This window comes from Terrisporobacter petrolearius, assembly GCF_020748185.1.
Taxonomy (GTDB): domain Bacteria; phylum Bacillota; class Clostridia; order Peptostreptococcales; family Peptostreptococcaceae; genus Terrisporobacter; species Terrisporobacter petrolearius.
In genome coordinates this window covers 54,692-74,927 of record NZ_JAHZMO010000011.1, presented here as the reverse complement: position 1 = coordinate 74,927, position 20,236 = coordinate 54,692, and the positions used below count along the sequence as shown (strand labels likewise).

The 20,236-nt window shown below is 28.4% G+C and carries 23 protein-coding genes and 1 riboswitch; of the genes, 18 read left to right on the top strand and 5 right to left on the bottom strand.

What is annotated here, in order from left to right:
• Positions 1-221: 221 nt before the first annotated feature.
• The 3 genes from glpK to K0040_RS20690 all read left to right on the top strand — a co-directional run bounded on the left by glpK (position 222) and on the right by K0040_RS20690 (position 2,808).
• Positions 222-1,751, top strand: a complete 1,530-nt coding sequence (gene glpK, locus K0040_RS08875; RefSeq protein ID WP_228108544.1) for a glycerol kinase GlpK — start codon at positions 222-224, stop codon at positions 1,749-1,751.
• Between the two features lie 30 nt (positions 1,752-1,781).
• Positions 1,782-2,495, top strand: coding sequence for an MIP/aquaporin family protein (locus tag K0040_RS08870; protein WP_228108543.1), 714 nt, complete (start codon positions 1,782-1,784; stop codon positions 2,493-2,495).
• Positions 2,496-2,676: 181 nt separating this feature from the next.
• Positions 2,677-2,808: a hypothetical protein gene (locus K0040_RS20690; RefSeq protein WP_265588841.1), complete on the top strand. Its 132-nt coding sequence runs from the start codon at positions 2,677-2,679 to the stop codon at positions 2,806-2,808.
• A 44-nt stretch (positions 2,809-2,852) separates the two neighbouring features.
• Here K0040_RS20690 and K0040_RS08865 read toward each other — a convergent pair whose 3' ends face one another.
• From K0040_RS08865 to nadA, 5 genes are all read right to left on the bottom strand, one after another.
• The gene (locus K0040_RS08865; RefSeq protein ID WP_228108542.1) at positions 2,853-3,515 is read right to left on the bottom strand and encodes a YdcF family protein; all 663 of its coding nucleotides are present in this window, start codon (positions 3,513-3,515) and stop codon (positions 2,853-2,855) included.
• A complete protein-coding gene (locus K0040_RS08860) occupies positions 3,505-3,720 on the bottom strand; it encodes a helix-turn-helix transcriptional regulator (protein ID WP_228108541.1) in 216 nt (71 codons plus the stop codon). Before K0040_RS08860 ends, K0040_RS08865 begins: the two co-directional genes overlap by 11 nt.
• A gap of 185 nt (positions 3,721-3,905) precedes the next feature.
• Positions 3,906-4,745: a carboxylating nicotinate-nucleotide diphosphorylase gene (nadC, locus tag K0040_RS08855; protein WP_228108540.1), complete on the bottom strand. Its 840-nt coding sequence runs from the start codon at positions 4,743-4,745 to the stop codon at positions 3,906-3,908.
• Complete coding sequence (locus K0040_RS08850) at positions 4,738-6,030, bottom strand: L-aspartate oxidase (RefSeq protein ID WP_228108539.1); 1,293 nt, start codon at positions 6,028-6,030, stop codon at positions 4,738-4,740. Before K0040_RS08850 ends, nadC begins: the two co-directional genes overlap by 8 nt.
• Entirely contained in the window at positions 6,020-6,946 is a 927-nt protein-coding gene (gene nadA, locus K0040_RS08845; protein ID WP_228108538.1) for a quinolinate synthase NadA, read from the bottom strand. The genes K0040_RS08850 and nadA overlap by 11 nt, the downstream gene beginning before the upstream one ends.
• 224 nt (positions 6,947-7,170) lie before the next feature.
• On the opposite strand from nadA, the gene K0040_RS08840 reads away from it, so the two are divergent.
• From K0040_RS08840 to K0040_RS08770, 15 genes are all read left to right on the top strand, one after another.
• On the top strand, positions 7,171-7,680 hold the full coding sequence (locus K0040_RS08840; RefSeq protein ID WP_228108537.1) for a transcription repressor NadR: 510 nt from the start codon (positions 7,171-7,173) through the stop codon (positions 7,678-7,680).
• A 140-nt stretch (positions 7,681-7,820) separates the two neighbouring features.
• Complete coding sequence (locus K0040_RS08835) at positions 7,821-9,017, top strand: sensor histidine kinase (RefSeq protein WP_228108536.1); 1,197 nt, start codon at positions 7,821-7,823, stop codon at positions 9,015-9,017.
• Positions 9,018-9,020: 3 nt separating this feature from the next.
• Positions 9,021-9,749 carry a LytR/AlgR family response regulator transcription factor gene (locus K0040_RS08830; protein ID WP_228108535.1) on the top strand — a complete coding sequence of 243 codons (729 nt, stop codon included), beginning with the start codon at positions 9,021-9,023 and terminating at the stop codon, positions 9,747-9,749.
• A gap of 140 nt (positions 9,750-9,889) precedes the next feature.
• Positions 9,890-11,308 carry a carbon starvation CstA family protein gene (locus K0040_RS08825; RefSeq protein ID WP_228108534.1) on the top strand — a complete coding sequence of 473 codons (1,419 nt, stop codon included), beginning with the start codon at positions 9,890-9,892 and terminating at the stop codon, positions 11,306-11,308.
• Positions 11,309-11,479: 171 nt separating this feature from the next.
• Positions 11,480-11,764 (top strand): MerR family transcriptional regulator, encoded by a 285-nt coding sequence (locus tag K0040_RS08820; protein WP_228108533.1) that lies wholly within the window; start codon positions 11,480-11,482, stop codon positions 11,762-11,764.
• A gap of 200 nt (positions 11,765-11,964) precedes the next feature.
• Positions 11,965-12,543 (top strand): HD domain-containing protein, encoded by a 579-nt coding sequence (locus K0040_RS08815; protein ID WP_228108532.1) that lies wholly within the window; start codon positions 11,965-11,967, stop codon positions 12,541-12,543.
• Positions 12,544-12,922: 379 nt separating this feature from the next.
• The gene (locus K0040_RS08810; protein ID WP_228108531.1) at positions 12,923-13,309 is read left to right on the top strand and encodes a desulfoferrodoxin family protein; all 387 of its coding nucleotides are present in this window, start codon (positions 12,923-12,925) and stop codon (positions 13,307-13,309) included.
• A gap of 385 nt (positions 13,310-13,694) precedes the next feature.
• Positions 13,695-14,015, top strand: coding sequence for a PadR family transcriptional regulator (locus tag K0040_RS08805; RefSeq protein WP_228108530.1), 321 nt, complete (start codon positions 13,695-13,697; stop codon positions 14,013-14,015).
• A gap of 15 nt (positions 14,016-14,030) precedes the next feature.
• Positions 14,031-14,687, top strand: coding sequence for a permease prefix domain 1-containing protein (locus K0040_RS08800; protein ID WP_228108529.1), 657 nt, complete (start codon positions 14,031-14,033; stop codon positions 14,685-14,687).
• Positions 14,687-15,637, top strand: a complete 951-nt coding sequence (locus tag K0040_RS08795) for a DUF4097 family beta strand repeat-containing protein (RefSeq protein WP_228108528.1) — start codon at positions 14,687-14,689, stop codon at positions 15,635-15,637. The genes K0040_RS08800 and K0040_RS08795 overlap by 1 nt, the downstream gene beginning before the upstream one ends.
• A 338-nt stretch (positions 15,638-15,975) precedes the next feature.
• On the top strand, positions 15,976-16,905 hold the full coding sequence (locus K0040_RS08790; RefSeq protein ID WP_228108527.1) for a hypothetical protein: 930 nt from the start codon (positions 15,976-15,978) through the stop codon (positions 16,903-16,905).
• Between the two features lie 281 nt (positions 16,906-17,186).
• A riboswitch (cobalamin riboswitch) is annotated at positions 17,187-17,364 on the top strand.
• A 204-nt stretch (positions 17,365-17,568) separates the two neighbouring features.
• The gene (locus tag K0040_RS08785) at positions 17,569-18,285 is read left to right on the top strand and encodes an energy-coupling factor ABC transporter permease (RefSeq protein WP_228108526.1); all 717 of its coding nucleotides are present in this window, start codon (positions 17,569-17,571) and stop codon (positions 18,283-18,285) included.
• Positions 18,285-18,614: an energy-coupling factor ABC transporter substrate-binding protein gene (locus K0040_RS08780; RefSeq protein ID WP_228108525.1), complete on the top strand. Its 330-nt coding sequence runs from the start codon at positions 18,285-18,287 to the stop codon at positions 18,612-18,614. Before K0040_RS08785 ends, K0040_RS08780 begins: the two co-directional genes overlap by 1 nt.
• Positions 18,601-19,290: a cobalt ECF transporter T component CbiQ gene (gene cbiQ / locus K0040_RS08775; protein ID WP_228108524.1), complete on the top strand. Its 690-nt coding sequence runs from the start codon at positions 18,601-18,603 to the stop codon at positions 19,288-19,290. The genes K0040_RS08780 and cbiQ overlap by 14 nt, the downstream gene beginning before the upstream one ends.
• A gap of 2 nt (positions 19,291-19,292) precedes the next feature.
• Positions 19,293-20,123, top strand: a complete 831-nt coding sequence (locus K0040_RS08770; protein ID WP_228108523.1) for an energy-coupling factor ABC transporter ATP-binding protein — start codon at positions 19,293-19,295, stop codon at positions 20,121-20,123.
• The last annotated feature ends 113 nt before the right edge of the window (positions 20,124-20,236 follow it).

Genomic DNA, 20,236 nt, shown 5'->3' with positions numbered 1-20,236 from the left:
ATGTTAACATATTAAATATAAAATTGAATAAAAATACATGAGAATTGGAGAGTAATATTAAATTGGCGTAAGCCTTTATTTAATATTACTTTTTTTATGTAAATTCATTTTAAAAAATAATTATATAACCCAGGAAAACGATTTAAAGACGGTTATATACACAAGTAAATTATTTAAGCCTATTAATTAAAATTTAATTATAAAATAAGGAGGAAAGGTATATGCCAAAATATGTAATGGCGCTTGATGCAGGAACTACTAGTAACAGATGTATATTGTTCAATGAGAAAGGAGAAATGTGTAGTGTAGCACAAAAAGAATTTACACAATATTTTCCTAAACCAGGATGGGTTGAGCATGATGCAAATGAAATCTGGTCATCTCAGTTAGGTGTTGCAGTTGAAGCTATGGCAAAATTAGGAATAGGTGCAGAAGATGTAGCTGCAATAGGTATTACTAATCAAAGAGAAACAACTATTGTATGGGACAAAAACACTGGAGAACCAGTACATAATGCTATAGTTTGGCAATGTAGAAGAACATCAGAGTATTGCGATACACTAAAAGAAAAAGGCCTTACAGATAAGTTTAGAGAAAAAACTGGTCTTATAATAGATGCGTATTTCTCCGGGACAAAATTAAAATGGATATTAGATAACGTAGAAGGAGTAAGAGAAAGAGCTGAAAAAGGAGAACTGTTATTTGGTACAGTAGAAACTTGGCTAATATGGAAATTAACTAAGGGTAAAGTTCATGTGACAGACTATTCAAATGCATCTCGCACATTATTATTTAACATAAAAGATTTAACTTGGGACAAAGAAATATTAGAAGAATTGAATATTCCAGAATCTATGTTACCTAAGGCTATGCCGTCGAGTGCTGTATATGGATATACAGATTCATCATATTTTGGTAAAGAAATAGCAATATCAGGAGCTGCAGGTGATCAACAAGCTGCTTTATTTGGTCAAACTTGTTTTACGGCTGGAGAAGCAAAAAATACATATGGTACAGGGTGCTTTATGTTGATGAATACAGGAGAAACTCCAGTATATTCTAAAAATGGGTTAGTTACTACTATAGCTTGGGGACTTGATGGAAAAGTAAATTATGCACTTGAAGGGTCTATATTTGTTGCTGGGGCATCTATACAATGGCTAAGAGATGAACTCAGAATATTAGATTCAGCAGCTGATTCTGAATATATGGCTAAAAAGGTAGATGATACTAATGGATGTTATGTGGTACCTGCATTTACAGGACTTGGGGCTCCACACTGGGATCAATATGCAAGAGGTACAATAGTAGGTCTTACACGTGGTGTAAATAAATACCACATAATAAGAGCTACATTAGAATCACTAGCATTCCAAGTAAATGATGTATTACAAGCTATGAAAGCTGATTCAGGAATAGAGCTAGAAGCATTAAAAGTTGATGGTGGAGCAAGTGCTAATAATTTATTAATGCAAATGCAAAGTGATATGATTGACGCACCAGTTAAACGCCCAGTTTGTGTAGAAACTACAGCAATGGGGGCAGCATACTTAGCAGGACTTGCTGTTGGATATTGGAAAAGTAAAGAAGATGTAATCAGAAACTGGGGCATAGACGAAATATTTGAACCAGCTATATCATGTGAAGAAAGAAAAGAAAAAATTGAAGGATGGAACAAGGCAGTAAAACGTTCATATGGATGGGCAAAAGAAGATAAAGAAGATGTAAAAGAGGCAACTAGCTTAAGCTAATAATTAAATTAAATAAGGGAGTGAATCTAAATGTTACCATACATAAGTGAATTTTTAGGTACGATGATTCTAATTTTATTGGGAGACGGTGTAGTTGCTAATGTAAATCTAAATAAATCTGGAATGAAAGGTGCAGGATCAATACAGATTACAATAGCTTGGGGTCTTGCAGTATTATTACCAGCATTTATATTTGGAGCAGCATCAGGAGCTCATTTTAATCCAGCTTTAACTATAGCATTAGCAATTGATGGATCATTTGCTTGGTCAATGGTACCAGGGTATATAATGGCACAAATGTTGGGCGGATTTGTAGGTGCATGTTTAGTATATATTTTATTTAAATGTCAATTTGATGAAACAGATGATCCAAATACATTAAAAGGTGTATTTTGTACTGCTCCATCAATAGAAAATAAACCATATAATTTTTTAAGTGAAATAATAGGAACTTTTGTTTTGGTATTTGCAATAAAAGGAATTGGCAATGTTGCAGGTGTTGGAGACATGGGATTAAATTATCTATTTGTATTTGGAATAATAGTATCAATAGGTATGTCTTTAGGTGGATTAACTGGATATGCTATAAACCCAGCTAGAGACTTAGGACCAAGAATAGCTCATGCAATACTACCAATTAAAGGAAAAGGAAGTTCTAGATGGGATTATGCTATAGTACCAATTGTAGGACCAATTATAGGTGGTGCTCTAGCAGCGTGGCTATTTATGATTATACCATGGTAGTGAACTTATCATAAAAAATATATTAATATAGATATGGAAGAGGTACTATTGAATAAAGAACAGTTACTTGTAATATAAGTAAAGTATAAAAGAGTATAGAAGTATTCAAATATAAAAATGTCAGCATAATGTTGACATTTTTTATTATTATAAACTAAAAAAAGCTAATAGTATTTATAGAATGAACTTTGGAGGTATAGCTATAGATAAAGAATTATTTAATAACATAAATAAATCATTAGATCAAAAACTTACACCAATAAATAAAGATTTAGATTGTATTAAAGGATTTTACTACAATCGGACACAATAATATAAGTTTAAGATGAAGAGAACTCCTTAAGAGGGTTCTCCTTGTTATTTTGTTAATAATAATTGTTTAACGTATCCGAAACTAATTAACTTGTCATAAGCATCAATAACTTCAACAGGGATATCTTGTTTAATTTGAAATCCATTTTTCCCATATAAATCAATTCGCTGTAAATCACCAACCATAATGCTTATAAATTCATCTTTAGAAATTTCACCATCAGAATAAAAAGAACAGTACTCCTCATAGCTATGTTGAGGAGATGTAATAAGAAAATTAATTTCAGGCCACTGTTTTTTTATGGTGGCAAAAGTCCTTCTTTCCCTATAAGGCTTATCTACAATTAAAAAAGATGAAGGGTATAAGTCTAAGTTTTTCAACATTTTTTTTGTTTTACTTATATTTTCGCCAGTATTTGAAGCTTTATTTTCAATAATAATTTTGTTTTTGGGAACACCCATATCTATAGCCACTTCTGTGAATTTTTCCCCTTCAGTCATATTCCAGATATTTTTAGTAATTCTGCCAAAACCACCAGTAAAAATTATATTATCGCCATATCCTTTTAGGAAAAGTTCAGCACATCTTCTAGCAACAAATAAGTCATGACTTCCAAGTCCTAAAATAATTTCAACCTTTTCAGTTTTTTGATTTAATTTATGATAATCCCATAATATTTTTCCGTAATAATCTATATTATTTGACAACTTCATCCTCCTCATAACTAAAAAGATTTTCCACGCTTACATTGAAAATCTTTGCTATTTTTAATGCTAAAGTAACTGAAGGAGAATAATCTCCACGCTCAATTTGACTAATTGTCTGCCTAGATACTCCAACTAGGTTTCCCATCTGCGTTTGATTTACATTAATCTTAGTTCGATATTCTTTTAAACGATTATTTAATGGCATATAATTCTCCTAACTAATCACATTGTAAAAATGACAACTATAATTGTCATAATTACATATTAGCTTTGACAACTATGATTGTCAAAGAAGAAATTTAATTTAATATATAAAATTATTTCATAAATAAAAAGAGTAATAGTTTTAGACTAAAATCATCTAAAATTATTACTCTTTATTTTCATAAGTTATATATTTTTTAAGTTTTTCATACTAAGATCAAGATTTTTTACAGAATGAGTAAGAGCACCAACGGATATACAATCAACACCAATCTCAGCAATATGTTTAATATTTTCCAATCCCACATTACCAGAAAACTCTATAATTGCTTTGTCACCAATCATATTTATGGCTTCTTTTGCTACTTCTAAATTCATGTTATCTAGCATAATAATGTCAGCACTAGCTTGTAGAGCGTCTTTAACCATATCTAATGTTTCAGTTTCAACTTCAATTTTTCTAACAAAAGAAGAATTTTCTCTACATAGCTTAACAGCATTAGCAATGCCGCCAGCGGCTGAAATATGATTGTCTTTTAGCATAACACCATCAGATAAATTGAATCTATGATTATGACCACCGCCAACTTTAACTGCATATTTTTCAAGTATTTTTAAGTTAGGTGTGGTTTTTCTTGTGTCCAATAATTTAGCGTTTGTATGTTCAATTTCTCTAACATATTTATTAGTAAGTGTAGCTATACCACTCATTCTTTGTAATAAATTTAGAGCAACACGCTCACCTTGAAGAATGAATCTAGTATTTCCTTTTATAAGAGCTATTTTATCGCCAGGATAAATTTTATCCCCATCATTTTTAAAAAAAGTAACTTCCACATGGCCAAGAATTTTAAAAACTCTTTCAAAAACTTTAAGTCCAGCCACGATTCCTTCTTCTTTGCAAATTAAATCTACAGTAGAATTACTATCTTCACTAATTACAGAATTTGTACTTATATCTTCTCCAGGGATATCTTCCACAAGAGCATTTTTAATTATTTTATCTACTACTAAAAAGTTAATCATCTATAACTCCACCCTTATCTTTAATAGCATTTACTACTATACGTTTATTTTCTTCTTCAATTTCTTCTCTGCTAGTATACATTTCATCAATATACACTTTTGTTAGATTAAATTGATCTATGTTTTCATTAATATCTTTGGCAGCTCTTTTAGAGAAAACAAGGCCTTCAAGTAAAGAGTTACTAGCCAGTCTATTGGCACCATGAATTCCTGTGCAAGCAGTTTCACCAACGGCATATAGGTTTTTCATGGAGGTTTTACTATTTAAATCCACCTTGATACCACCCATAAAATAATGTTGAGCAGGAGAAACTTTTATAGGACCTTTTGTAATATCAGTACCTTTTTCTAAACATTTATTATAAATAGTAGAAAAACGGTTTTTAAGATATTCTTCATTTAAGAAACTAATATCAAGATGTACATAAGGTGTATTAGTTTTTTTCATTTCATTGAAGATTGCATCAGATACTACGTCTCTAGGCTGAAGTTCGTCCACAAATCTTTCTCCATTGATATTGTAAAGTTTTCCACCTTCACCTCTTACAGATTCAGATATTAAAAATCTTCTTTCATCACCAGACTCATCATAAAAAGCAGTAGGGTGGATTTGAATATAATTAATATCTTTAAGTTCTATTTCATGTCTAAGAGCTACAGCTAAACCATCTCCTCTTAAAATTCTTTGGCTAGTAGAATTTTTATACAAACCACCAATTCCGCCACAAGCAAGAACTACAAATTTAGCAAATACATTAATTTGTTCTTTATCTTTTAATAATATAGCGCCAATACATTTGTTGTTTCTTTCAATTATATCAACAAGGAATGTATCCTCTGAGATTCTTATATTTTTATGTTGAAAAGAATTTTTTACAAGAATTTTTTCAACATTTTCTCCAGTATTATCTTGCGTGTGTATAATTCTATTTACACAGTGAGCACCTTCTTTTGTATAATCCCAATTACCATCCTCATCTTTATCAACATCAAGTCCCAAAGAAACTAGGTAATCTACGTTTTCAATAGATTCTTTTGTTAGAACATTTACAGCTTGAATATTATTTTTATATTTACCAGCTTTTAAAGTATCTTCAGTAAAAAATGGAACATCATCTAAATCCCTAGCCACAGATATACCACCCTGAGCTAAAGATGTATTAGTACAATCTATTTTGTCCTTTGAAACCACAATTACATCTAAATCTTGACGAAGATTTAGTGCGCAATATAGTCCAGCTACACCAGATCCAACTACTAAAACATCTACATATTTATTTTCCACAAAGAACCATCTCCCCTAATTTATGCATGTTTTCTAGAGATGTTAAAGCTTTTTCTGATATATCTTTATCTAGAACAACTTCATCTACTTTTCCGCATAAAGCGTCATAAACTTTCTCTAAAGAAGTTTTTTTCATATTAGGACAAATCATTTTTTCTGGGAAATAAAACTTCTTATTAGGGTTTCTTTTATTTAATTCATACAAAATACCCTCCTCTGTACAAATTATAAATTCTTCATCTTCACATTTTGTAGCATAGTTTATGATTCCACTTGTGCTTCCTATATAATCAGCTAAGTCTCTAACTGGTTTGTTACATTCTGGGTGAGCTAAAATTTTTGCATTTGGATGATCTTTCTTAGCTCTTAATACTTCCTCAGAAGTAAGTCTTTCATGAGTAGGACAGAAGCCCTCCCATAGAATAAATTCTTTCTCAGGGAAAAATTCAGATATGTAACTACCTAAATTTCTATCTGGTAAAAATAAAATTTCTTTATTAGGAACATTTTTTAAAATGTCTAAAGCGCTAGATGAAGTAACAGAAACATCACAAAGGGCTTTAACTTCATAAGATGAATTTATATAACATACCTTAAAAGCATTTGGATATTTTGCTATTATTTCTTCTAAATCAGAGGCATTAGCCATATCAGCCATTGGACATCCCGCATTAGTAGCTGGCAAGATGATTTTTTTGTGTGGAGATAAAATTTTAGCACTTTCCCCCATAAATTTTACTCCACAGAATATAATTAATTCTTCCTCACAATCACGAGCAATTTTGCTTAAATAATATGAATCTCCAACATAATCAGCAATTTCTTGTATTTCATCAGGCTCATATAGATGAGCAAGTATTATAGCGTTTTTTTCTTTTTTTAACTGTAAAATATTTTCTTTTAAAATATTCCTCATATTTACACCCTTTTCTGTTATAATGTTTTTACAAGTGTATATACACTTGTAAAAACATTATAACACCGTAGTTATTACTACACAACAAAAAATAGGATAGTTAAAAACTTAATAATATATAATGTTGCAATTAAGTATAATAAATGACCTATTGATTTATGGTAAAAATCTATATAGAATAGTAAAAAGATAGATAAACTAATTATTTGAAAAGAAGGTGTGTTATGAATAGCAATGAAAGAAGAGAAAAATTATTACATATATTAAAAACATCTAATAAACCAGTTAAAGGTGTAGACTTAGCAAAAGAACTTAATGTAACAAGACAGATTGTTGTAAAGGATATTGCACTATTAAGAGCTTCTGGAATTGATATATTAGCTACATCTACTGGATATATTATATATGCTATAAGGAATCAAGAATTTAAAATAAAATGTAAAAATCATTATAATGAGGATCAGATTCTATTAGAATTGCAAACAATTATTGATTTAGGTGGCAAAGTAAAGGATGTTATAGTAGATCATCCGACTTATGGAACAATAAAAGCTGAATTAAACCTTGCATCAAATAGAGATCTTAAAATATTTATGAAAAATAGTAAAAAGAATGGATTTAAACAATTATCTAGTTTAACACAAGATTATCATGTTCATACAATAGAAGTACCAGATGAAAATACTTTGGAAGAGATAAAAAAGGAACTAAAAGAAGTAAATATATTATTATAAAATTTAAGTTTATTAAGGGTAGTATCATTTTTGATACGCCCTTTTTTGATGAAATAAACTATATATATTAATTGATTGTTTATTTGAAATAAAATAAAGTGGTAATATATACTTAATGTGAAGGGCAAAGGAGGAGTCATATGAAGACAGATTATTTAATAGCATTGATGGAAAAGACAAGTTTGTTAGTGATGCTATTTTTATTAATTAGTAGATTAAATACATTTAAAAAAATTTTTGAAAAAGAAAAATACAGTAAAAAAGATTTAGCTGTTATATCTATAATATTTACTTCTTTGGCAATAATGGCAACATATAACGGAATCCATTACAAAGGATCTATTGTAAATACTAGAATAATTTCTATAGTGTCTGGTGGTGTATTATTTGGACCTGTTGTTAGTATTCCGGCAGGATTTATTGCAGGAGCGCATAGATATTTTATTGATCCAGGGGGAATGACATCTATACCTTGTTTTATATCTAGTGTTATTGCTGGAATATTATCTGGTATCGCACACAAAAAGATACCAAAATCATCAAGGGCTATTTGGGGAATTTTAATTGGTATGATTTCAGAAAATATAACAATATTTTTAATATATTTTATTTCAAAACCTACAAATTTAGCTATTGATATTATAAGGTCCATATATTTACCTCTTATTGTTGGACAATTGGGGATAGGATTTATGGTGTCTATTGTACAAGTAATAGAAAAAGATAAAAAAGAGATAGAAGAAAGGAAAAAAGCAGAAATAACATCTCTTCAAAGACAAATTAATCCACATTTTATATTCAATGCTTTGAATACAATAGCATCATTTATACGCTTTGACCCTCAAAAAGCAAGAGAGCTTATAATAAATTTATCTACTTACCTTAGACACAATTTAGAGTTTAATGATAAACCCATAAGTATAAAAAAAGAAATAGATCAAGTAAAGTCATTTGTAGAAATAGAAAAAGCAAGATTTGGTGAAAAACTAAAAGTTATTTATGACATAGATGACGTGGATGTCAAAATACCAAGTTTAATTATTCAGCCACTAGTTGAAAATGCAATTATTCATGGAATTTTAAGCAAGGAGAAAAATAAAAGTGGACAAGTGATTGTTTCAGTTAAGGATTTAGGAGAAAAGGTTAAAGTATCTGTTGAGGATGATGGAGTGGGAATAGACGATAAAGTTATAGAAAATTTATATTCAGGTAATATGCCTGAAAATAAAATAGGTCTTTATAATGTACATTTAAGGCTAAAATTATATTATCATAGAGGATTAGACATAAAAAAACTAGATAGTGGAACTTTAATAGAGTTTTACGTTGGGAGGTAAAAAATGAAAGTTATTATAGTGGATGATGAATTTCCAGCAAGAAAAGAGTTAAGGTATTTTATTGAGAAATATACAAAAATGGAAATTGTGGATGAGTTTGATAACGGATTAGACGTACTTAATTTTATACAAGAAAATACATTAAATGCCATATTTCTAGACATTAATATTCCAAAGTTAGATGGAATGCTTTTAGCCAAAACTATAAATAAATTTGAGAGAAAACCAAAAATAGTTTTTATAACTGCTTATGATAATTATGCAGTGGAAGCATTCAATTTAGATATTTTTGATTATATTTTAAAACCATATTCAGATGAAAGAATAATTTCCATGTTAGATAAGTTGAAAACTGCTATCCTTGATGATAATTGTAAAGATAAAGTTGAGTATCAAAAGGTTAGTAATAAAATAAGCCTTTGGAAAAATGATAAAATTCACATAGTTGATGTAAATGATATTTACTACTGTGAAGCAAGAGAAAGATATACACATATTTTTACTAAAGATGAAGAATATGAAATAAGAGAATGTATATCAGAAGTAGAAAAAACAATTAATAATGATAGCTTTTTTAGGACTCATAGATCTTACTTAGTAAATCTAGAAAAAATAGAAGAAATTATACCTTGGTTTAATAATACCTATATTTTAAAACTGAACAAAGGTAAATATGAAATAACAGTAAGTAGGGGTAGGGTGAAGTTATTTAGGCAACTTATGAATATATAAATGCAATTCATGTATAATTTATGACAATTCGTACATAAGAAATAGTTTTCCTAAATATAAGGAGTACTATATTGGTATAGAGATGGAAAAATGATAAGAAATACAAGTCTCTATAAAAAACTATAGAGGGAGTAGAAATTATGATTACTTTTTTTAGTGCAATTGTTATTTTAATTTTAGGTTATTTCATATACGGACGATTTGTAGAAAGAACATTTGGAATTGATGATTCATTAAAGACTCCAGCAATAACTTTAGAAGATGGAGTTGACTATGTACCAATGGATTGGAAGAAAATATTCCTTATCCAATTTTTAAACATCGCAGGACTTGGACCAATATTTGGGGCAATTCAAGGGGCATTATTTGGGCCATCAGCATTTTTATGGATAGTGTTTGGAACAATATTTGCAGGTGGTGTACATGACTTTTTATCAGGTTATTTATCACTTAAAAACAAAGGAGTATCAGCATCAGAACTTGTTGGTATTTACTTAGGAGAAAGTGCAAGAAAAGTAATGGTGGTATTCAGTGTAGTATTGTTAGTTTTAGTAGGTGTAGTATTTGTAACTGGACCAGCAGGACTTTTAAACAATTTAACTAAAATCGATACATCAATATGGGTAGTAGTAATATTTGCTTATTATATATTAGCAACTATACTTCCAATAGACAAAGTTATAGGAAAAATATATCCTCTATTTGGGGCGGCACTTATAATAATGGCTCTTGGTATAGCAGGTGGGCTAATAGTAAAAGGTTACAATATACCAGAATTATCATTAACTAACTTACATCCAGGAGGAAAATCAATTTTCCCATATTTATTTATAACAATAGCTTGTGGTGCCATATCAGGATTCCATGCTACGCAATCACCTTTAATGGCTAGATGTGTTGAGCATGAAAGAGAAATAAGACCAGTATTTTATGGATCAATGGTAGCAGAAGGAATTATAGCTTTAATATGGGCAGCAGCAGCAATGGCGTTCTTCCATGGTGAACCACAATTACAAGCACTTTATGGAACAAATCCAGCAGTAGGTGTTCAAGAAATGTCAGTTGCTTTACTTGGAACAGTAGGAGCAGGATTAGCAATACTAGGAGTTGTAGCATGTCCAATAACTTCAGGTGATACAGCATTTAGAAGTGCTAGACTTACAATAGCTGACACATTTAATATAAAGCAAGATGCAATTAAAAATAGATTTATGATAGCAATACCTTTATTTGCAGTAGGTGTAGCTTTAACATTTATAGATTTCAACGTAATATGGAGATACTTTGCATGGTCAAACCAAACATTAGCTATGATAATGTTATGGACAGGAACAATGTTCTTACTTAAGTCTAATAAAAACTATTTTATAACTGTTATACCAGCAATATTTATGACAGTAGTAACATTTAGTTATATAATGCAAGCTCCAGAAGGGTTTAGATTATCACCAGCAATAGGTAATGGAGTAGGTTTAGCTGCAGGTTTAATTTTCACAGTTATATTCTTTAATAAAGTAAGAAAAGTAAAAGCTGAGGGTAATAAACAAAATATAGCTTAATAGATGATAACATTAATATATAAAAACCCCATTAAAAAAATAAACTACTTGGCCTGTGCTAAGTAGTTTATTTTTATGTTGAAAAATTATGAATTTGCTTATTTATTGCATTATATCAAACACTTTTTTAATATATAAGTATAGAAATGAGATTAAAAAAGGATAGTATATATGAAAGATAAATATTTAATTGGAGAGGTAAGTAAGCTGTTTAATATTTCCCAGTACACCTTGGTGCAATATGATAATATAGGTTTATTAGGACCTAATAAAGATGAAAATAATGGATATAGATATTATAAAATTGAAGATTTAAATTGCTTAACAGATATAATTTTTTATAAAACATTAAATCTTTCTTTAAATGATATTGATGAGGTAATGAAAGACTCTTCTCTAGAACAAATTTTAAGTCTTATTAAAGATAAAGAAATATACATACATAAAGAAATCTAAAAATTAAAGAAGGTTCAACGAAGACTAGAAATGATGAAAATATCTGTAGAAGAGTGTATTTATGACTCTAAAAAGTAGAGCTAGTAAAAGATGAAAGAGAAAGCTACTTCTTTTTAGAAATTACAAATGACATATGTCATGTAAATTAATAATATGTCTATGATAAAGTATAGTTAACATATATGTACAGGAGAGTTGCTATGAATAATACTAATCAAGTTATTGAATTTATAAAAGAAATAGAAAATTTAAAATCAGTTACAAGAACTGCTTGGACAAAAACTGGTCGAAGAGAATCTACAGCAGAGCATTCTTGGAGGCTGGCAATGTTGTTAATGGTCTTAGAAGAGGACTTTAAAGATGTTGATATTAATAAAGCCATAAAGATGAGTTTGGTTCATGATTTAGGGGAGCTTTATGATGGCGATATATCAGCAAAACTACAAGGTGCAGATGATAATAAATCCCATATGGAAGAGAGGGCTATGAAAAGAATGTTAACAACATTACCAGAAAGTTTAAGTGAAAAAATATATGATTTGTGGAAAGAATATAATGAATGTTCTACAAAAGAAGCTAAGCTTGTAAAAGCTATGGATAAACTTGAAACTATAGTTCAACACAATCAAGGGAAAAATACTGATGATTTTGATTATGAATTTAATTTGAAATATGGATCACAGTATTTTGAAGATAATGGGAAGCTTAAATTAATGAGGAATATAATTGATGAAGATACAAAACTTAGTATGGAGTCAAAAATATTAAATAAATATTAAAATTATTTAAAAGTTGCTAAATAATCATAGCAACTTTTTTGTTTTTATGGTAATGTAAAGTCTTATGAGTAAAATTAAAAAAATATAACAACAGGTATTATGAAAAGGTTTTATTTATTTCATTTGATTTTTAACTTAATAGAAACAGTGCATTGGTATGCTTACTATAAGCAATAAACTTTTAAATGATTATTTGGAAAGTAGGCAGATAGAATGATTGATATTGACAGTAGTTATAATTATATATAAGATAAAATTAAGAGTATAAGAGTATATGATAAATTATACTTGTATTATTATCTAGGAGGCTACAACCTGGAGGTTATAAAATAATCACAATTATTAATAGTTGAGGATTTAATATGGAGGAGGTTATAGAATGAACAATTCAAAAAAATTTTTTATATGCAGTGTTTGTGGAAACTTAATAGAAATGATAGACCATAAAGGACCTAAAGTAGTATGCTGTGGTAAAACAATGAATGAGCTAGTGGCAAATACAACAGAAGCCTCAGTAGAAAAACATATACCAGTATTAAATATAAATGAAAACAAAGTAAAAGTACAAGTTGGAAGCACATTACATCCTATGATACAAGAGCATCATATAAGTTGGATATATATTCTAACTACACAAGGTGTGCAACGTAAACAGTTAGAAATAGATAGTGATCCAATTATAGAATTTACTTTAACTGAAGATGATAAAGTATTAGAAGCATATGCTTATTGTAATCTTCATGGATTATGGAAAGTAGAATTATAGATAAAAACCTAAGTAAGTTATCTAAAATATAAGATAATTGTACATGAAGAACTCTAGCAATTAGAGTTCTTTTTTGCTTGCACGAAAGTATGTTGTAAGCTTACTGTGTATTTATTGTTTCTATAAGGATTTACATTTAATTAAATATAAAAAAATAAGAAAAATTGGCATATAAGGAATTTTGCGCTTGAGCACGACATCAAACTACAAGAGTAATATAAACAGATGTTAATAGTAACTATATTATATATATTTAATATAGTTACTATTTTTTTATTGTTAACATATTCTAAGAAAAAACATATTATATTTTTATATATACCTTGACAGGCGAAGTATATAAAGTTATTATAATAGTAAAATAAGGAAAAAGGAGATGCTATTCTTGTCAATTACATCAGATTTACTAAGGGGACACACAGACACCATAATATTAAATGAACTTATAAAAGGCGATAGTTATGGATACGCCATTAATAAAGTAATAAAAGAAAAAACAAATAATCTTTATGAACTAAAAGAAGCTACATTATACTCAGCATTTAGAAGGCTAGAAAAAGCTGAACTAATTACCTCATATTGGGGAAATGAAGGAAGTGGAGCTAGAAGAAGATATTATTCAATTACTAAAATGGGAATACAAATTTATGAACAAAATAAGTTGGATTGGGAAGAAGCTAAAAATATAATTGATAGTTTGATTTAAGGAGGAAGGTATATTATGATAGGGAACAATGAAGTAAAAATAAAGGATTATGTACAAGAATTATTTGAAAATGCACCAAAAAATCGAAGAACAGAAGAGTTTAAAGAAGAATTATTAGCAAATTTACTAGATAAATATTATGACTTATTACAAAATAATATGGATGATGAAATGGCATATAATAAGGTTATATCAAGTATAGGAAATATTGATAATTTATTTGAAAAGGATCCTTTAGAAATAACAAAGGAAAGCTGGGATAAGAAGAAAAGTGCAAAAATTACTGCAATATCAGTAATGATGTATATATTATGCCCTGTAAGTGTAATAGTTTTTGAAGGCTTTGGATTTGAAACTTTAGGGGTAGTTATAATGTTCTTATTAATAGCAGGTGCTACAGGCCTTTTAATTTATAACAATATGACAAAGCCACAATATATGAAGCAGGATGACACCTTAGTAGAAGATTTTAAAGAATGGAAAAGTACCACTAATAAAAGTAGAAGAGTGAGAAAATCTATTGAAAGTGCTATGTGGGCAATAATTACAGCAATATATTTACTAATAAGTTTTACAACAGGTGCATGGCATATAACATGGATAATGTTTGTAATAGGTGGGGCCATAGAAAAAGTAATAAGAGCTTATTTTGAATATAAGGAGATAGATTAATGAATGATAAAAATTGGGTTAAACTTAGAATGATTCTTTGGTCTATTGTTGCAATTTTATTAGCATTAGTATTAGCAGTAGGCATAAAAGGATGGGGTGGAAATGTATTTTCAGGTAATATTTTTAATAGAAGTTTTACAGCTTCAAATATGAAAGTAGTAAAAGAATTAAAATTTGACGATATAAATAAGATAAAGAATATAAAAACTGATTTTAACGCCAGTGATTTAATTGTTACTGAAAATAATGAAGATAATATAAAAGTAATTGTGAAATGTAATAAAACGTTAAAAAATAATAAGTATATCAATGGGGACATTAAATCAGATACATTAAAAATTGAGGATTTCAATAATAAATCAAGTAGAAATATATTTGGAATATTTAATGGATATTCTTTACAAGTGGAAATAAAGATTCCAAAATCTTATAGGGAAAATATAACTATTAACAACAGAGTAGGAGATATAACATTTGATTCAGATTTAAAATTGAATAATCTATCAATTGACGTTGTAACTGGGGATATTGCTGGAAATCAAAAAATAAATTCTAATAAAATTACTATAAACAACAAAGTTGGAGATGTGAACTTTAATTACCTATATGGAAAAGAAGTAAATATTAAAGGAAAAACTGGAGATATTGATATAGACAAATTTAGTGGAAAAGGTAGCATAGAATCTCAAGTTGGAGATATAACTTGTAATATAGAAAATTTGAATGGGGACTTTAGAATTAAATCAAAAGTTGGAGATGTGGAGTTATATACAAATAAAAATTTAAGTTTTATTTTTGAAGGAAATAAGAGTTTCGGGGATTTAGATACAGGCTTAAAGTTTAGCAATGTATCACAATCATCAGATTCTTTCACTGGACAATATGGAAATGATCCAGTAAATAAGATTGTAGTAAATGTAAAAACAGGAGATATAAGTATAGATGATTAGAAAAGAAGGACTGTGTTCCTTCTTTTTTACATTTTAGGAAACTATAGTTAAATTTACGCTGTTGATAAACTCTGAAATTAAGTTATATCAACTCATTTAGTAAATGTAAAACTCTGAAAAAACTGTATTTGCCTTAGCTGATGATAGTGAAAATAATAGTAGCATGGAAAATATATAAAGAATGTTTTAAAAAAGAGATTTTCTAAATAAACTATTTAGGGAGTTTATTTTTGTACTTATATTAAACTAGCAAGGCATTGTAATATATTGTAATTATATAAGTAAATAGTAATATGATAATATCTATATAAGTACAGTATTTTGAGGGGGAATTAGGTATGGAGTATATATATAAATTCATTGAATATATATATGAAAACGATTTATTAAGCATTGTTTTATTGGTTTTTGCAATATTTTTTTTAGTTTACTTATACAACAATAAAGAAGAAGCTGAAAATTATCTGGGATTAAAATTAGTAGGATTCTATTTATTAGGGGTATTTACATTTGATTTCAATCTTGATAGTTTTACTTTAACTATTCCTGTAGGTTTTGCTATATATTTAGCTTTTATGAAAAATAAAGAAAGAGCAAATAGTATAATAAAGAAAAAGGCAAGTATTCTAGGTCTCGTTATACTTTGCTTAGGAATATTAAATTCAATAATATATAATAAAGTGGAATATAGAGATAGAGAAATTTCTATAAAAAATATAAATATTAAAGGTTTAAAAAATGATTATGAAATTATAAAAAAAGAACTAGGCATAGAGGATATGGCTAGTGTAGAATCTCTTGATTTGCAATATAATAAAGATGATAAAATAAGAAGTTTACAATATACTATACGAGATTTAAATAATAAGACTTATTTTATATCAGCTAACAGAAATAATTATAGTATAAAAACAAGCAAGACTTATGAAAATGAGAATGAAACTTTTATGTTTGGCTCAGTGGGTTATTATAATATGGATATTGAGGCACTTTTAGATGTTATAAGTAACACAAAATTTAAGCAATATAAAAATAGCGCTTATTATACTGTAGTTTATAAAAATGAAGAAGAGTATTACGAAGATAATGAAGATTTATATGACGTAGATTTGGGTAATTATTCAACGAAAAAACTAAATACAAAATACCCAATTTGTAATGCTGTTGATATAAGTCACATGCCTATGAGACAACTTAGTGAAGGTTCATGGGAAAGTGTAAAAACGGATACTTATTTAATAAGATATGAAATAGACGAAGAACAGTAAGAATAGATTTACAATGAAGAAAGGCTGTATGAAAATTAAATTACATACAGTCTTTTATAATATATTTATACAAAATAGCCAATTAAAAATAGATGTTATATATGCTATAAGTATTATTATTTTAGCAAAATTTATCACCTCTTTAGCAATTTATTTTATAGTATGAGTATAATAATGTAACATTAAAACAATCTTAAAGATAAATTTTTAACATATTTTTATGAAAAGAAATTTTTTTTATAGATTATATACATAATTTGGTATAGAATTAAATTGTAAGAATAATAAAAAATATTTTAGGTTCTTTAACGATTAATAGGGAAAGAGGTGAAATGCCTCTACAGCCCCCGTTACTGTAATGTGGACGAAACTCAGAAAACCACTGTAGTGTTAAGCTATGGGAAGGTGAGGAGTAGAATGAAACTAAGTCAGGATACCTGCCTAAAATATGAAAAGAAATTTCTTCGGGGTGAAGGAAGTATCTTATTAGAAAACATTTTATGTTGGAAATTAAAAGATACTAGCCTAACCTTTTGGTTAGGTTTTTTAATTATCAACAAATAAGGAAACAGAATATTTAATTACAACAAGAAAACTTACTTAAATGAATCAAAATAATAAGATATACACCCTAAAAATAATTAAAAGGGAGATGTATGTAGTATGAAAAAAAGTAATTTAAAATGGTCATTAATAGCAGCCTTTATGCTAATGATCACACCAGTAGTCTCAAATGCAATGCACATCATGGAAGGTTTTTTACCAGTAAAATGGGCTATAATTTGGTGGGTAATATTTATTCCATTCTTCGTAGTAGGACTTAAAAATATTGCTAAAATAGTTAATGAGCAACCTAAAAAGAAATTATTATTAGCTCTTTGTGGAGCCTTCGTCTTTGTATTATCAGCATTAAAAATTCCATCAGTTACAGGTAGTTGCTCCCATCCAACAGGTGTAGGACTTGCAGCAATATTATTTGGACCTAGTGCAACAGTTGTTTTAGGAACAATAGTATTATTGTTCCAAGCATTACTATTAGCCCATGGTGGAATTACAACTTTAGGAGCAAATGCTTTTTCAATGGCAATTGTAGGACCATTAGTTTCTTTTGGAATTTGGAAACTATGTAAAGACAAAATGGATAAAAAAGTTGCAGTATTTTTAGCAGCAGCATTAGGAGATTTGTTAACATATACAGTAACATCATTCCAATTAGGCCTTGCCTTCCCAGATCCAGCAGGTGGATTTATGGCTTCAGCAGTAAAATTCCTAGGAGTATTCTTTGTTACTCAAGTACCTATAGCAATAGCAGAAGGATTACTTACAGTTATAATTTATAACTTTATAACTGAAAATGAGGAGAGAGAGGTGTTAGCATAATGCAAAGTTCAACAACAAAAAAGTCAAGTAATGTGAAGCTAACTGTGATATTATTTCTATTAGTTTTAGCTATAATTATTGTTCCGTTAATAACTCAAAAAGGTGCAGAGTTTGGAGGAGCAGATGGAGAAGCAGAAGGTGTAATAACTGAAATAAATCCAGAGTATGAGCCATGGTTTAGCAGTTTAATAGAACCTGCAAGTGGAGAAATTGAAAGTTTACTCTTTGCATCACAAGCAGCACTTGGAGCAGGAATAATAGGATATTATATAGGAACTACTAGAACTAAGAAAAAAATGAGAGAAGAAAGCTTAAATGATAATAGATGATTATGCTTATAAAAATAAGTTGTCTAAAGTTAATCCAAATATGAAATTTGCCATAGGTATGCTACTACTAATTTTATCACTAATTAATCCTTACAATTATATATCTTTATTGGTTATAGGTATAATGAGTTTTGTTATAGTTGGAATTGCAAAAATTGAATTTAAAGATTACATTCATTTTATTAAAATTCCCTTGGTATTTCTAATTTTAAGTATAATTATGATACTTTTAAATTTTTCTAAAGATAAAGAATCATTATTATACAGTATAAATATAGGAAGTTTATACATAGGTGTTTCAAATGAATCAATAGTATCATCAACACGTTTATTTTTTAGAGCATTATCATGTTTGACTTGTATTTATTTTATAATGCTTACAACACCTTTTAATCAATTAATATTTGTATTTAAAAAACTACATTTACCAGATATAGTTTTAGAGATTTCAATGCTAATGTATAGATTTATATTTATATTTATGGAGGAAGTTGCAGATATAAGAAAGTCTCAAGAACTTAGATTTGGATATATAAATTTAAAAAATGCGTATAACTCCTTTGGATTATTAGTAAATATGTTATTCAAGAGGATGATGATAAGATATGATGAGATGAGTATAGCTTTGGATATGAAGCTTTATGATGGCACATTTTATATTGTAGAGGAAGATTAATAATGTTTAAAATAAATAATTTAACATATCAATACGGCAAAAAAAGAAAGGCCTTAGATAATATAACTATGGATTTCGATAATGGTGATATTATTGGCATAATAGGTTCAAATGGATCTGGAAAGTCCACATTATTTAATAATCTAATGGGAATTTTAAAAGCTACACAAGGAGAAATATTATATAAAAACAGCCAGCTTAAATATGATAAGAAAAGTTTATACAATTTAAGAAAAGAAGTGGGCATAGTTTTTCAAGACCCAGAGAAACAAATTTTTTATTCCATGGTATATGATGACTTGGCATTTGCTCTTAGAAATATTGGCGTGGATGAAAAAACTATAAAAGTTAGGATTAGCAAAGCTCTAGAAGCTGTTAATGGCGAAGAGTTTATAGATAGACCAGTACACAGTTTAAGTTTTGGTCAGAAAAAAAGAGTAGCAATTGCATCAGTAATAGCTATGGAAAATGACCTTGTTTTATTAGATGAACCAACAGCTGGTTTGGATCCAGAAAGTACAAGAGCAATTGTAAATATAATTAAAACAATGTACGAAAAAGGAAAGAAAATAATAATTACTAGTCATGATATGAATTTGATTTATGATATATGCGATTATGTATATGTGCTAAATCAAGGCAAAATAATTAATGAAGGTAATGTGGAAAAAGTATTTATTGATGAAAAAAAAATAGAAGAAGCAGGATTAGAACTTCCATGGCTTGTAAAACTTAATAAGAACATGAACTTGCCTTTGTTTAGAAAAGAGGAAGATTTATATAATTATTGGAGTGAAAATATGGAAGGAAATTTAAATAAAATAGCTAAATAAAAAATACGATACAAAAAATAGATTAAATCCATATTTTGCTACGGATATGGATTTTTTTTATTTTTCGTGATAGAATTTAACTCTCTAAAAATAAATAAACAAACATGGAGGTA

Excerpts from the sequence above, each read along its gene's own strand:
- K0040_RS08810 (WP_228108531.1), top strand. The coding sequence starts at position 12,923 with ATGAACAATTCAAAAAAATTTTTTATATGCAGTGTTTGTGGAAACTTA.
- K0040_RS08870 (WP_228108543.1), top strand. The coding sequence starts at position 1,782 with ATGTTACCATACATAAGTGAATTTTTAGGTACGATGATTCTAATTTTA.
- nadC (WP_228108540.1), bottom strand. The coding sequence starts at position 4,745 with ATGATTAACTTTTTAGTAGTAGATAAAATAATTAAAAATGCTCTTGTG.
- K0040_RS08830 (WP_228108535.1), top strand. The coding sequence starts at position 9,021 with ATGAAAGTTATTATAGTGGATGATGAATTTCCAGCAAGAAAAGAGTTA.
- K0040_RS08840 (WP_228108537.1), top strand. The coding sequence starts at position 7,171 with ATGAATAGCAATGAAAGAAGAGAAAAATTATTACATATATTAAAAACA.
- K0040_RS08860 (WP_228108541.1), bottom strand. The coding sequence starts at position 3,720 with ATGCCATTAAATAATCGTTTAAAAGAATATCGAACTAAGATTAATGTA.
- K0040_RS08770 (WP_228108523.1), top strand. The coding sequence starts at position 19,293 with ATGTTTAAAATAAATAATTTAACATATCAATACGGCAAAAAAAGAAAG.
- K0040_RS08785 (WP_228108526.1), top strand. The coding sequence starts at position 17,569 with ATGAAAAAAAGTAATTTAAAATGGTCATTAATAGCAGCCTTTATGCTA.
- K0040_RS08835 (WP_228108536.1), top strand. The coding sequence starts at position 7,821 with ATGAAGACAGATTATTTAATAGCATTGATGGAAAAGACAAGTTTGTTA.
- K0040_RS08790 (WP_228108527.1), top strand. The coding sequence starts at position 15,976 with ATGGAGTATATATATAAATTCATTGAATATATATATGAAAACGATTTA.
- glpK (WP_228108544.1), top strand. The coding sequence starts at position 222 with ATGCCAAAATATGTAATGGCGCTTGATGCAGGAACTACTAGTAACAGA.
- K0040_RS20690 (WP_265588841.1), top strand. The coding sequence starts at position 2,677 with ATGAACTTTGGAGGTATAGCTATAGATAAAGAATTATTTAATAACATA.
- K0040_RS08815 (WP_228108532.1), top strand. The coding sequence starts at position 11,965 with ATGAATAATACTAATCAAGTTATTGAATTTATAAAAGAAATAGAAAAT.
- nadA (WP_228108538.1), bottom strand. The coding sequence starts at position 6,946 with ATGAGGAATATTTTAAAAGAAAATATTTTACAGTTAAAAAAAGAAAAA.
- K0040_RS08780 (WP_228108525.1), top strand. The coding sequence starts at position 18,285 with ATGCAAAGTTCAACAACAAAAAAGTCAAGTAATGTGAAGCTAACTGTG.
- K0040_RS08795 (WP_228108528.1), top strand. The coding sequence starts at position 14,687 with ATGAATGATAAAAATTGGGTTAAACTTAGAATGATTCTTTGGTCTATT.
- K0040_RS08825 (WP_228108534.1), top strand. The coding sequence starts at position 9,890 with ATGATTACTTTTTTTAGTGCAATTGTTATTTTAATTTTAGGTTATTTC.
- K0040_RS08820 (WP_228108533.1), top strand. The coding sequence starts at position 11,480 with ATGAAAGATAAATATTTAATTGGAGAGGTAAGTAAGCTGTTTAATATT.
- cbiQ (WP_228108524.1), top strand. The coding sequence starts at position 18,601 with ATGATAATAGATGATTATGCTTATAAAAATAAGTTGTCTAAAGTTAAT.
- K0040_RS08800 (WP_228108529.1), top strand. The coding sequence starts at position 14,031 with ATGATAGGGAACAATGAAGTAAAAATAAAGGATTATGTACAAGAATTA.